We start from the raw sequence: 13,307 nt of genomic DNA on the forward strand, positions 1-13,307 counted from the left end.
TTGGTATGTCGGGGTTTTTGTTGCGAGGGGCGTTTTCACTGCCCCATATTGATATATAGCGGGTTTTCAGCGAAGTTATCCACAGCCGGGTAGTCCGCACTGTTGCGCAACGATCGGAGGTCACTTTGTTGCGCGAGATGACTGCCAGCAACGCAACAGCGCATCTGGCACGAAGTCGACGCGCCTAGGCTTTGGGAGGCTCGCCCTCGTCGGGCCGGGGGGCTGAGGGAAGTGCGGTGATCGTCGCGACCGGCAGGGGGCCCCCAATGCTTCGAGTTGAGCGCGCGCTTCGGCGTAATGCTCATAGAAGGCCGCCCATTTGCTGAAGCCCCCGAGTTCGCCCACGACCCGGATCATGGCCAGATGGGAACTCGTCAGCAGCCTCACTTGCCGCTCGAGCTCGGCAATGCGGAGTTCCTTTTCGGCCAGCGTTGCCGCCGTCACCGCGCTCGCCTGTCGCGGCAGGCGACGCTGCCAGCGGCGGAACTCCGCTTGGCGCTGCTGGTACTGCGCCAGCAACTGGCTGCGCACGGGGCTGCGCGTGATGGACGAAGCCGCCTTGAGGCTGGGATGGCGACGCGCGACGGCGCGCGCCGTGATGGTCTCGTCGTGGGCCAGCAGATCTTCCAGAATGCGAACGAGGTCCGGATCGTCTGGCGCTGCCGCTGTCGTCTTGGTCTCAGTCATCGAGCACTCCGCGTGGCGGTATCACCGACAGATCCGGGCCATCAGGGAAGGGCAGCTCGCCGTTAGCGCTGGCCAGCAGCTTGCGCACCCCTTCGAGCCGAACCCGCGCATGTGCAATCTGGTTATCGCGCCCCAGCGTTGTAGCCGGTCGTGCCTCGGCATGTGCAAGAGCGGCCTCCAGCTTGCCTTCCAGCTTGACGAGATGCGCCCGGTTCTCGGGCAGGTTGGTCGCCGACAGGTGCCGGCAGCCGGTAAAGCATTCCAGGTGCTTGGGGCAGGGATCGACCGTGAAGCTGTTCAGGCAGTGCCCGTACGGGGTCACATGGAAGCCATCGGCTTCCGCCTTCAGATAGGCGAAGGCCGCCTCGTCGCCTTCGTCAGCCTGGATGCGCAGGAACGCGGCAACGACGGGACCGCTGGCTTTGCCAGCCTGGATCATTTTGGCCACCGTGGCCGCTTTCTCGCCCAGGGAGGATTCCACTTCAGCCGGCAACTCGATCTGGTCGAGTTGCTCGGCCAGACTGCGATGGTCGTACACGTAGCTTTGCGTCACGCTACGCCGGTTAAAGCGCTTGGAGATGATCGTGTCCGCGACACCGAGCCGGAACAGCTCGGTGTTCTGTAAATGGCGCAGCATGTGCGACTCAAGGTGCAGTCTCTGGTCCTCCGGGCTTTGCCCATAGCGCTGGAACAGCGACTCTCCCGAAGGCCGCTCTCCGATCGCATTCGCCACGAAGCCGGTATCTGGCCGGTTCACCGCCATCACACGTGTCACATCGCAGATGCCGTCATCACGTTCCTCCGCCAGCGAGCACTTGGGTGCCAGGAACAGCAACTCCCAACTCTGGAGTTGGCCAGACATCAGTGGCAACGGTGCCGTGTCCGACAGCTTGGTCGGCACCGCGGCCCGCAGGTAGGCTTCGAGTTCGCCCACATGCAGGCATGTCTGCGACCATTGCAACCGGACGTCAGGCGGGATCACACTGCCATCGGCCCGGCGGAAGGATAGGGGGTGCTCGCCAGCCCGCATGGCCTTTTCAAGACGGTTCAGATACACGTAGGCAGCCGAGTCCAGGCGAGGCTGCCGTGCATGGCTGGTGCGTTGCAGGTCATGCATCTCCTGCAGCAAGGTGACGTCGAACTGCGCGCGATAGCGATCCAACAGGTCGGCCCGCTGCGCGCCATCCATAGCAGCCCAGAACGGATTGCCGGTCAGGTGAGGGTACAGATGGGCGGCGGGTATGACCTCATGCTCGGCGTACCACGGCAGCAGACGACCGCTTTCGGTTTGCTGCCGCACGGTCCGGCGTAGCGGCTCGGTCAGCGCCACACTGCGCGCTAGCGTCTCCGTCAACAAGTCGCGGAACATCTCCGGTACGTACTGCACCTTTTCGAACAGCACACGACTGTCCGACGTCGGGGTCTGCTGCTTTTCCGCGAAGTGGCGCAGCAGCAGCGCCTCCGCGTAGCCGCCCTGCGTGCCCGCGGACTGGCCCTGCCGGTCGTAGTAGGCGCGGGTGCGCTGCCAGTCCGCCGGCAGTAGCACGACCTCGCCAATGCGCAACCCGGTCACGATCATCGCGCGCAGGCACAGGAAGCGCAGCGTATCGACGAAGCTACGAGGCGGCTCGGTCATGACGATGCGCACCAACTCCCAGAAGGCGCGCCGCTCCGGCAGACGTTCAGCGCGCTTGCGTTGCTCGAGGGTGTCCCGTAGTTCGTCCTCGGATTGCAGGAAGGCGGCCCGACGGACCCGGCGACTCGTCGTTCGGCGCTGGATCGCGGCCTGGTAGAGCGGGCCGGCGTTTGCCAGCCGCTGCACGTCGAACAGATTCCTGAGGACGCCCTCCACGAGCTGCCCTAGCTTGCCGCAGGCCTGGATGCGGCTCGCCAGTTGGACAGCATGGTGCCCATCCTGTGTCGTCAGTTGCCAAGGCTCCTGGTCGGGTAGGCACGTCGCCAGTACCCGCAAGGGACGCACGATGTTAGACACGATGTGCCCGGTGGTATTGCGCTTGACCAGCAACTGCTCCAGCACGGCGGCCTTGATCAGATCCTGCCATGCCGCCGACAGCGCTGCTGGGGCAAGGGTTTTCGACTGCTCGGCCAAGGCCTTCAACATCTTGCCATCTCGGCCGAGATGGTTCAGGTAGTGCACAGGAGGCGGCACATCGCCTGCGAGCGCGGAGAGGTTCCAACCATGCCCCTTGTGCACGCGTCCGTCCGGCTCCAATGGCAGTGCCCAGGCCAGGCCCCGTTGTTCTGCCAAGGTTTGCCCCAAGGCGATGTAAGCGCGGTAGCCAGCGTTCATTCCGCTTTTTCCTCCAGCTCGTCCAGCACCGCTTGCACGCCGGCAATGGCCCTCTGCAACTGCAAGTATGCCGGAGATGCCGCCTCGTCGCGCGACGCATCATGGAAGAAGCGCACCACGCTGCGCAGGCCTGCCAGCACTTCGCGATGCAGCGCTACATCGCGGACCGGCATGAACCGGTGGCAGCCATAGCAAGAGGTCACCGGATTGAACGGGCAGGCCGGCTGGCCGCTGGTGCAGCCACCGATGCCGGCGATCGGGATGCCGTGCGGCACGCCGGCGATCTGCTGCTCGCCCTTGAGTGAACCCAATTCTTCCGCACTGATGAAGCGCGCGTGCGCGATGCGGGCCACCTGCTGGTAGATCGGAGACAGTCCCATGGCGCGATTGACGCGCTCCGCCTGGTTGGGCGAGCTGTCGAAGTACACGAGGCCGGTGGTCACGTCGGCGTGACCCAGGAAGGCGGCCAGCTCTTCCTGGTTGGCGCCGGCATCGACCAGGCGCTGGGCAGCGGTGTGTCGCAGATCGGTGGCCGTGACGCGCACGCCCAGCAGCCGCTCGGTTAGCGCGGCTATGCGCACGCAGACTTCCGAGGCGGAGACCACGCTGCAGAAGCGATCACCACCGGCATGTCCGCGCGCGCGTTGACGCTGCTCCAATTGGCCAGGTAGCACCGCCCACTCCCGTTTGACCCGGCGGGGCAGGGGCTTGATGGTGGCGCCACGCCGCTGCTTCACCATGCGGAAGGTCAGATGCACCGCTGGCCGCGCGTCAGTGCCGTCCGACCACACGCGCACGTCGCGCATGGTCAGTAGCGCAATCTGGATCGGGCGCATGCCGAACTGATAGGCACACAGCAACATCACCGCGTCACACAGTGCCGCATCGTCCAGGTACGCGCCATCGCGAACGCCTTGGGCCGTGTCATCCAGATAGCGCACGATCGCCGCTTCTTCCTCGATCGACAGGAAGACGTCCCCGGCGCGTACGCCAGCATATTTGTCCTGTGCAGGGAGGGGTAGAGCAGCGCCGAGGAACTCGCGGTACTGGGGCGACCAGCCACACAGCCGATAGTGACAGAGCAGGCGCAGGAGCGCCTTGGCGAACCCGTAAGTTTTTACGGCTTTTCCTAAAGCCCGCAATGCTGCCCAACTGGCCACGCAATTTTCGGGACCGGCCATCAGCAGGGCGATGACTTCGGCGTAGCTCAGGTGCTTCGCGGCTTGCAGGTACCTCGTCGCCGTCGACACGTGCAGGTTTTCCCCGAGCAGGTACAGGAACAGGTGCTTCAACAGCGTTGCGTAGCTGCCGTCGTACGCGGCGAAGTCAAGGTATTCGGTACCGCCATTGATATGGACGGCGAAGACGCTTGCGCTGGCCGGGTCATGGATCACGCGCGTGGCGTCGTCGAAGTCGTCGTAGTAGCGCAGCAGGGGCGGCAGCGCCGGCAGTTGCCGCACGATCTGGTCCAGCCAGGCCTGCGCTTCGCTCGCAGTCCATTGATTGACGTCAACGTGCGCTGGCATCTCGGTCTCCCGGCGGCAGGGCACGCAGCACCGCGACCCGATCGTCAAAGACGTTGTTCCAGACGGCCGACAGGCGGTCTTCGAACACGGCCCGCGCATAGTAGGCAGCGCGCATTGAGCTGCACCAGCCGGTCGTCGCGTGCCATCCCTTGACCCACCCAGGTCGACACCATGACGACGAATTCCAGCCCGGCGCGCCAGCGCTCCTGATCCGAGGCTGTCGGCCGGGCCTGATTGCGCAGCGAGACGAACCAGCCTTCCAGGATGGTGCCAAGCCGGGCGTCATCCAGGTCCGCCAGCGCATCGTCCAGCGCACCAGCGCCCAACATGTCGTCGGCATACGCATACAGCCGCTCGACATGATGCAACTTGCGCAGCCGCGTCAGTTCGGCGTGATCGGCCAGCGCCATCAGCGCCCACACGTTCGCCCAGAAGCGTGGCAAGCCATGCCGGTCCACCAGCGTCACGCCGTGCAGACGCTGCGGCACCTCCGGCTGATTGAGCTGAATGACCATGGCCGCCGAGGTCCAAGACCCAGGAATCTATACCATAGACCATCCTGCCTGTTGCGCCAGAAGCGGGATTTCAGGGTCTCAGAACGCAACAGCCGTAAACCTACCGCTTGTCCAGCCGGTTTTGAAAGGTCGCAGCGCCCGCTAAATTCAAATGTCGGTGCGAGCGTGCTTTTTGTGCGGGGTTGAATGCTTTTGTGGGGTGGTAGTGGGGCGGTGGTGCTGGCCTGACGTGACTGAGTTCAGCTCAGGGTGGAGCGGTGGATTCACCGTGGGCACAGTTAAAAGGTCCGCGTTCTGTGTAAGCGGCGCGGCCGTCATCGCGCGCTCCAGATCGAGCCGGTTGATCAGCCGCTGCCGCTTGACGTTCAGCGGCGCGCGATGGAGCCGAGCTGGTTCGCCCTGCAGCGTGCGCGACGGCCCCGCCTGCTGGCGACTGTCGCGCTGCGCCTGCACCTGCGCCGTGATGGCCAGCACGTGCCCCAGCCGCTTGTGCTCGACGATCGCGCCCTGGTCGATCTCGCCGAGCCGGTCATAGGTGGTGTAGGGCAGGGCAGTGCCATCGGCCCACAGCTCGATCCTGCCGTCCGGGTACTCGGCGACCTCGACATAGCGGTGGATCAGCCGCCGGTGCTCGGGCCGGTCCTCGAGCAGGTACATCACCTTGTCGTACTGCAAGGTGAGGCTCCGGGACACCTTGCGCCATTCGCGCCAGCTGAAGATCCGTGCCAGGTCCTCGTCGCCACGCAGCGGCCGGTGCGCGTCGAAGTCGCTGCGCGGCACCTTGGCAAAGCGCGTGTTGAAGTCGGCCATGAACCGCGGCGCAAAGGCGTTGGCGGCGTCCATGCTGGAGATTCCGCGCAGGCGCAGCTCCTTCACCAGCCGGTCCTGCAGCGTGCCGTTCATCCGCTCGACCCGGCCCTTGGCCGGGCTCGAATTGGCGCACAGGCTATCGATATTGAGCTCGAACAGCGCGCGCCCGAACTGGGTGTAGCCGCGCCCTTCGGCATTGTCCCTGGCGTTGACGCGGAAGATGCCGGCCTTGTCCGAATAGAACGCCATCGGCTTGCCGTGGCGCTCAATGTAGGCGCGCGTGGCGGTGAAATACGCTGGCGTCGATTCGGTTGGCACGAACCGCAGTTGCATCAGCTGGCCGGTGGCGTCATCGACGTAGACCAGCAGCGTGCACGCCGGCGCCCGGTCCTCGAACCAGGCGTGGTCGCTGCCGTCGATCTGCACCAGCTCGCCCAGGCAGGCGCGGCGGTTGCGCGGCTGGTGCACCTTGGGCGGGCGCAGCTTGCGCGGGATCCAGAAGCCGGCGTCGATCATGATCCGGCGCACGCAGGCCTTGGAAATCTCGATGCCGTGGCGCTCGCGCAGCTTCTCGCAGGCCAGGGTCGGGCCGAAGTCGGCGTAGCTGTCGCGGATCAGGCCGCGAATCCGCGACTCCAGACCGGGCGGCAACTGGCGGTTGCTCGGGCGATCGCGTTTGCGCGAGACCAGGCCGCTTGGCCCGTCCTCCTGAAGCCGCAAGACCAGCCGCCTAACGTGCCGAGCACTGATGCCAAGCCGCTCCGCGGCGCGCCAACGCGCCAAATGGCCATCGGCCACTGCCTGGATCACCTTCATGCGGTCAACTTCGCGCATGCTCATGGTCACCAATCCTTGGTCGTGCATGGCTGCCTCCCGTAGCATCCACCGCCGAACGGTGAGAATACGGGGCCGCAGCATGAGGTGACATCTCTAATCATCCCAAAGGTGACATTACTAATAATCCCCAACACCGCTTGTCCAGGCAAAGTTGAAATGTCCGGGCGCCAGCAAAGTTGAAATGTCCGGTTGTCCGGTGTCTGTCCAGCTTGTTTGTTCTGTCTTTTTGGGGTTCCCGTGGGGCGGTGGTGCTGGCCTGAAGCGGCAGAGTTGTGATCAGGGTGAGGCCGTCATGCCAGCAGGGCGGATTTGAATTTCCAGGTGTCAAGCTGAAATCAATCCTCAGTTCCGTTAAGCGGCCACGGCTGCTGCTGCAACCGTTGCAGCGCTTCCAACATATCGTTCTGGCCCAGCGAGCGCTGCGGCTTCTTGCCGGGCGGTCGTCCACGCTTGCGGGGAGCCCTCTCCGTGCCAGGCACAGAGAGTGACCGCGTGTTGTCGCGCTTCTCCTGAATGTATTGCGCTAATTGCAATACGTGCCCCAGGCGCTTGTTATCAACGATCGCGCCTTGATCCACTTCCGAGAGCCGATCGTAAATCGTGTAGGGCAGGGCGGAGCCATTTGCGCGTGGTTCGATTCTGCCGTCCGGATAGTGATAGACATCGATATAGCGACCGGCCAGTTTCCGATGCTCTGGCGTATCCGCCAGCAGGTAGAGCATCTTGTCGTACTGAATCGTCAGGCTCTTGGACACACAGCGCGGCTCGCGCCACGCGAAGATGAGATCCAGGTTCTCGTCTGGTCGCAGCGGCCGATGGGCGTTGTGGTCATTGCGCGGCGCCTTGGCAAAGCGCGCGTTATAGTCGGCGATGAATTCCGCCATGAAGGCATTGGCTGCCTCCATCGTGTTGATCCCACGCAGGCGCAACTCCTTGACCAGTCGGTCCTGCAAGGTCAGGTGAGTCCGCTCGACACGGCCTTTGGCCTGGCTGCTGTTGGCGCAGATACCTTCGATGTTCAGTTCGAACAAGGCCCGCGCAAACTGGGTGTGGCCGTCGCCACTGGTTGCTCCTTTCTTGTTGACCCGAAAAACGCTGGCCTTGTCGCTGTAGAACGCCACCGGCTTGCCGTGGCGCTCCAGATAGGCCCGCGTCGCCGCAAAGTATGTGAACGTGGATTCCGAATGAGTGAAGCGTAGTTCCATGATCTGGCTGGTGGCGTCGTCGACGTAAACCAGCAGGGTGCAGGCTGGGGCGCGCTCCTCAAACCAGCGGTGATCGCTGCCGTCGATCTGGATCAGTTCGCCATAGCAGGCGCGCCGGTTACGAGGCTGGTAGACCTTCGGCGGCCGCTGCTTGCGCGGCACCCACAGGCCGGCCACCGTCATCAGTCGGCGGATCGTTTCTTTGGACAACGTTAGCCCATGACGCTCTCGCAGTTTCTCGGCCGCCAGGGTCGGGCCGAAGTCGGCGTAGTGTTCCCGAATCAGGCCGAGGGCCACGGATTCGCGGTCCGCTGGCATGCGATTGTTGCTGGGTCGACCGCGCCGGCGAGAAACCAGCCCGGATGCGCCTTCTTGCCTATAGCGCTCCAGCAGCCGCCGGAATTGCCGGTCCGTGATCTCCAACCGTTCGGCAGCCACCCCGGGCCGCAACTGACCATCCACGACCGCCTGGACGATCTTGAGCCTGTCTAACTCACGCATGCTTACTGTAATGACCTCGGTTCCCGCCATCCCCGGACATCCTCCATTGCATTCAACCGGGCAGGCTGAATACCATGGACAGGCGCCTCAGGCGGACATTTCAACTTTGCTAGAACCGGACATTACAACTTTGCCGCTACACCGCTGGTTCGCATAAGAATTCTTATGTTCAATCAGGAGTGAACGCAGCAAGCCGCGCCTGGATGACACATGTAGACGCGACGACATGGCTGCTGCTAATGCGGCTCAGAACTAAGCCGGCGCGAGCGGCTTGGCCGTCCATCGGCTCAGCATAGATTGCGGCCTCCAAGCGGCGGGCCGCGGGTCAGTTCCTTGGCTCATGACCAACAGGGCACGAAGCCCGCGAAGGTTCGCCCTGGCAAAGGCTATATGTTATCTAAACAACACTAGTCAAGAGTGAAAGTTGCCCATCAAATAGAAGCATCTCTACTAACTCATTGAATTTATTAGCATTTCTATTGACGGGAGCAGGTGCGAGCGAGCCATCGGAAGTAAGTCGTCAAATAAAACCTACGCCCAGTAAGGCACATATTTCATGAACTTTCGCGGCGCCGCATCGTACGGCCTCAGCATGCCTGCGTCGACCGCCTCCTTGATGAGACGGGAAGCCGTGGCAATGGTGATCCCGAACCGCTCGCGGAGCGTAGCATTTGTCATATATTCGCGCTGCACGTAACGCAGGCATGCGTGAAGGTAGCAGGCTCTAACCCGCTCAATCTTGTCCATCTTGGCCAGTTCCTTATGCGCGAAGAGCGTGGCGCGGGTGGGGTCGGAGACGATCGCAAATTCGGGCGCGGGTGGTAGGCCTCCGGTAAGGGACATCACCTTGTCCACGCCGCTCCTCCGCTCTTCACAGATGCCAAAATGGCGCGCGCCGTTGGTTTGCATAATTTTGTTCCCGACCCCCAATGGGCAAGCCTGCCTAGGCACGCTGGAGAGTGGACGTCGGTGGCAAGCGAGTTTTGCTGACCAGTACCGAGAGTGATTCAAAAGACGCTTTTTTTGCAATTGTCTACGCAGTGCGTAGACAATTGAGCGAACCCACCGCGCGCCTTTCCCTTCATGTCGTAGTGGCTGTGCTGGTCGTTACGGCAGCCGAGCCATTTGCCTTTCAAAGGAGTTTTTTTCCATCCTCGTTAATGTCGTTGTCTGAGCGATTGTCCAGACGCGCTCTTGACAGCGTCACGGCCTCATGAAGTTTCTGCTCTAACAACTGTCTGGGTGGCAACTCGGTTAAATATTCCGCAACGTGAATTCCCGTCTGGTCAAGCTCCAACAGTTCAATTTGTTCGCGCTTCTTGCCAGTGCATAAGATGATGCCGAGCGGTGGCGCTTCGCCTGGCTCCTGCTCATGGCGGGCAAGCCAGCGAAGATAAAGTTCCATCTGGCCTTTATCTGCCGCCTTGAACTCGCCAAGTTTGAGTTCCACCGCCACAAGACGTTTAAGCTTGCGATTGTAGAACAGCAGGTCGATATAGAAGTCATCGTTATCGATCTGCAGTCGCTTCTGGCGGGCAATGAAGGTAAAGCCCGCTCCCAATTCCAGCAGAAACTGCTCCAGCTCGCGGAGAATGGCTTCTTCAAGGTCGCGCTCGAGGTAGCGATCCCGCAGTCCAAGGAAGTCGAGCACATACGGATCCTTTAGCACCATGCCGGGGCTGTATTCGCCTCGCTCACGCAGGGCGCCGAGTTCTTCGGCGAGTAGTGCATCTGACTTACGGGACAACGCCGTGCGTTCAAAAAGCATTGAATCGAGGCGGTTCTGCAAGGTTCGGGTGCTCCAGCCCTCATTGCGACACATTTCGAGGTAGAACTCTCGTTTCAACGGATCGTCAATGTAGATCAGGGTGCGAAGGTGGGTCCAGCTCAATTGTCTACTCAGTGCGTAGACAATGTCTTCATCGGAAAAAACCTCAGCGAAACGCAACATGTGACGCAGATTTTTGGCACCGAAGCCTCGGCCATGCTCGTCTTCAAGACGCCGTGCCAGTGAATTGACGACCTCCTCGCCATACTCGGCGCGCTCACCGCGCAGCACCTCTGAACGTAGGCGCTGACCGACCCGCCAATACAGCGTGGATAGCGCCGCATTGACAGTGACGGCAAGCCCTGCGCGGGCTTCACTGATGAGGCGTCGGATGTCGTCGATAATTTCGTCTGTTTCCGAGCCAGCGGCTAGAGTCGCCACGGAGGGTCGCCGCTTTGGTGAACGGTCACGAGTCATTGAAAAAATCCTTCACCAACGTACGGCTGACCGTAACCGAAGGTGGTCATAGAGCGTCTTGTACCGGCGATACAGGGTCCGACGTCCGGCCCCCTGTCCCTGCCATTTCCGACTCCAGAAACGAAAAAACCGGCTTTCGCCGGCTTTTTCCCCCGCGCACCAGGTGGTCAAGCCACACCGACATCACGGATTAGTTGTTAAGCAAATGCTAACCCGCTGCTGCGTTTTTTGCAATGGCTTGCTCGCCGAGTTCTGTTGTCGACAGGTCTCCAGGGCCGCTGAACGTTTGACCCGTTACACCCGCGCTGGCCAAGTGCGGCTCTGCCGCTGTCGCGACCGAAAAACGGTTGCAGGCCCCGGATTGGAGGATCCCATCCGCAACGGGCTGCCGCCTTTCGACGACCTCTACAGTTCCGCGCTTGCCTGCAACGCTCGGATAATAAAGGTGATGCAGGTGGTGCGGTTCTCCCGACAGTGCTGTAATGGGCTCCCGCAGGAGAGTCAATCATGGAATAGATGGTGCAGGCGCATACTGTATAAATATACAGTACACTGTTAGCAGGAGTTCGCCATGCTATCCGTCGCCCCAGAAACCATTCATCCGTCACTTTGGCTTGCCTCCCAGCTTGCTCGAGGAAGCGCACGCACCGTTCCGACTGGATATCAGTTGCTCGACAAGGAGCTTCCCGGTGGCGGCTGGCCTATTGGTTGCCTGACGGAATTATTGGAGCGCCAACCCGGCATCGGCGAGTTGCGCTTGCTACGTCCTGCGCTCGTTGCGCGCTCGAACCGCCCGGTCGCGCTTCTGGCACCGCCGCACGCGCCTCAAGCGTTGGCGCTCGCCAACTGGGGCGTCCCGTCCGCGCAGATTCTCTGGGTCGAAACCCGGCACACCGCTGACGCGCTGTGGGCTGCGGGGCAGATCTTGCGCGCCGGAACCTGCGGGGCGCTCGTCTTTTGGCAGTCGCATCTGCGTAACGATGCGCTTCGGCGTCTGCATCTTGCCGCCCAAGCCTCGGATGTCCTTTTCTTCGTTGTTCGTCCGACGGCCTGTGTACGCGATGCCTCGCCGGCGCCGCTGCGCCTGACATTGGAGCCTGCATCGGACGGCATTCGTGTGCAGTTCGTTAAGCGTCGAGGCCCGCAGCAGGAATCGCCGCTACACGTAGCCCTGCATCCCTCCCCCATTCTGTTGTATCGCCATGCTGCGCCTGTGGATCTGCCTGCGCCTGTCGTCCCTGCCCCTCGAAGTATTCCGGCCGAACTGGTCCACTGAGTTGGCGGTTGCTGTCCTGGACAAGGAGCGCGTGCATATGGCGTCGCCGCTGGCCATGGCGGCCGGCGTGAAGCCGGCAATGCGCCGCGGAGGCGTGCAGACGATCGCACCGCAGACCATTCTCTTTGACCGCGATGGTTGCGCCGAACAGGCGGCGCTCGAGCGAGTCACGATGGCGATGCTGCAGTTCTCGCCCAATGTCGCTACGTCCGAGGAGGCGGCGGTGCTTATCGACATCAGCACCACGCTGCGACTATTCGGCGGCGTCCGCAAGCTGCGGCAACAGATGCTGGCGGCCGTCAGGGCAATGGGGTTTAGTCCTGTCGCGGGATGCGCACCAACCGCAGAAGGCGCTTGGCTGCTTGCGCGTTCTGGCGGCGGAACGGCACTAAGTATGCCCACCTTGGTGCGAACGCTGGTCGGCATGCCCGTTGCGATCCTGCCGGCGGCGCGGCCGTTTGATGAGTGGCTGGACGGACTTGGCTGCCGCACGCTGGGCGACCTGCGCCGGCTGCCGCGCGCAGGCTTGCAGCGCCGATGCGGCGCCGCCATCCTTGAGGCGTTGGATCGCGCTCATGGGGAAGCACCGGAAGTCTTCGAATGGGTCGAAGCTCCACCATCGTTTGACGCCGCGGTGGATCTTCCGGATAGGATCGAGAACGCTGAGTCCGCCCTTGCCTACCTTCGCGGCTTGCTGGTACAGATGGTCGGCTGGCTAACCGCCCGACACCTGGCCATCAAGCGGTTTGGGGTCGAACTTCGCCACGAGCGCGGCCGCGCTGCCATCGCACCAACGACGATTGAGATTGCGCTGGCCGAGCCCAACTGGCATGAAGAGCATTTGGTTCGCCTGCTCAAGGAGCGTCTGACGCGGCTCACTGTCGAGGCGCCGATGATCGCCGTCGCGGTGTCTGCCATCGAGACTGAGCCGGTGGCACCACCCAGCGATTCGTTGTTTCCCGAACCGGGCGGCACACCGGCGGACCATGCACGCCTGCTGGAGTTGCTGGTGGCACGCCTTGGCGCTGACAATGTCCGCCAACCGTGCTTGCGTGCCGACTACCGCCCAGAAGTCGCCAACGGCTGGCAGCCGGCCACTGACAAGCCGGCCAGCGCAACGTTGCCCGCTGGCCTGCCACGTCCCGTTTGGCTGCTCGGTAAGCCGGTGCCGCTGATTGAACGCGACCACCGCCCCTTCTATGGCTCGCCACTGCGTATCGTCTCGCCGCCCGAGCGCATCGAGTCGGGCTGGTGGGGAGGCCAGCTGGTGACACGCGACTATTTCGTTGCGGAGGCGAAGGACCACACCTGCTACTGGATCTTTCAGGAACGGATGGGCAGCCGCGAAGGCGACGAAGCTCGGTGGTATCTGCATGGCCTCTTCGGCTGATAGC

Annotated in this window: 10 protein-coding genes; 2 read left to right on the forward strand and 8 right to left on the reverse strand. The window is 62.6% G+C overall.

Annotated elements, in window-relative coordinates; all coding sequences use genetic code 11:
* Positions 1 to 120: 120 nt before the first annotated feature.
* From E0W60_RS36025 to E0W60_RS36060, 8 genes are all read right to left on the reverse strand, one after another.
* Positions 121 to 687: a hypothetical protein gene (locus tag E0W60_RS36025; RefSeq protein ID WP_205751693.1), complete on the reverse strand. Its 567-nt coding sequence runs from the start codon at positions 685 to 687 to the stop codon at positions 121 to 123.
* Positions 680 to 2,998, reverse strand: a complete 2,319-nt coding sequence (locus E0W60_RS36030; RefSeq protein ID WP_135707611.1) for a hypothetical protein — start codon at positions 2,996 to 2,998, stop codon at positions 680 to 682. Before E0W60_RS36030 ends, E0W60_RS36025 begins: the two co-directional genes overlap by 8 nt.
* Positions 2,995 to 4,572 (reverse strand): tyrosine-type recombinase/integrase, encoded by a 1,578-nt coding sequence (locus E0W60_RS36035; protein WP_240746143.1) that lies wholly within the window; start codon positions 4,570 to 4,572, stop codon positions 2,995 to 2,997. The genes E0W60_RS36030 and E0W60_RS36035 overlap by 4 nt, the downstream gene beginning before the upstream one ends.
* Positions 4,569 to 5,039 (reverse strand): hypothetical protein, encoded by a 471-nt coding sequence (locus tag E0W60_RS36040; RefSeq protein WP_135707615.1) that lies wholly within the window; start codon positions 5,037 to 5,039, stop codon positions 4,569 to 4,571. The genes E0W60_RS36035 and E0W60_RS36040 overlap by 4 nt, the downstream gene beginning before the upstream one ends.
* Before the next feature lie 147 nt (positions 5,040 to 5,186).
* The gene (locus tag E0W60_RS36045; RefSeq protein ID WP_431189861.1) at positions 5,187 to 6,689 is read right to left on the reverse strand and encodes an ISNCY family transposase; all 1,503 of its coding nucleotides are present in this window, start codon (positions 6,687 to 6,689) and stop codon (positions 5,187 to 5,189) included.
* A 332-nt stretch (positions 6,690 to 7,021) separates the two neighbouring features.
* Entirely contained in the window at positions 7,022 to 8,422 is a 1,401-nt protein-coding gene (locus E0W60_RS36050) for an ISNCY family transposase (protein WP_135707617.1), read from the reverse strand.
* Positions 8,423 to 8,923: 501 nt separating this feature from the next.
* Complete coding sequence (locus tag E0W60_RS36055) at positions 8,924 to 9,301, reverse strand: hypothetical protein (RefSeq protein WP_240746144.1); 378 nt, start codon at positions 9,299 to 9,301, stop codon at positions 8,924 to 8,926.
* Between the two features lie 223 nt (positions 9,302 to 9,524).
* Positions 9,525 to 10,637 carry a PDDEXK nuclease domain-containing protein gene (locus E0W60_RS36060; RefSeq protein WP_135707619.1) on the reverse strand — a complete coding sequence of 371 codons (1,113 nt, stop codon included), beginning with the start codon at positions 10,635 to 10,637 and terminating at the stop codon, positions 9,525 to 9,527.
* A gap of 571 nt (positions 10,638 to 11,208) precedes the next feature.
* On the opposite strand from E0W60_RS36060, the gene imuA reads away from it, so the two are divergent.
* The gene (imuA, locus tag E0W60_RS36065; protein WP_135707621.1) at positions 11,209 to 11,913 is read left to right on the forward strand and encodes a translesion DNA synthesis-associated protein ImuA; all 705 of its coding nucleotides are present in this window, start codon (positions 11,209 to 11,211) and stop codon (positions 11,911 to 11,913) included.
* Positions 11,840 to 13,303 carry a Y-family DNA polymerase gene (locus E0W60_RS36070; RefSeq protein WP_135707623.1) on the forward strand — a complete coding sequence of 488 codons (1,464 nt, stop codon included), beginning with the start codon at positions 11,840 to 11,842 and terminating at the stop codon, positions 13,301 to 13,303. Before imuA ends, E0W60_RS36070 begins: the two co-directional genes overlap by 74 nt.
* Positions 13,304 to 13,307 lie beyond the last annotated feature (4 nt).

The organism is Cupriavidus oxalaticus (genome assembly GCF_004768545.1).
Classification (GTDB): Bacteria; Pseudomonadota; Gammaproteobacteria; order Burkholderiales; family Burkholderiaceae; genus Cupriavidus; species Cupriavidus oxalaticus_A.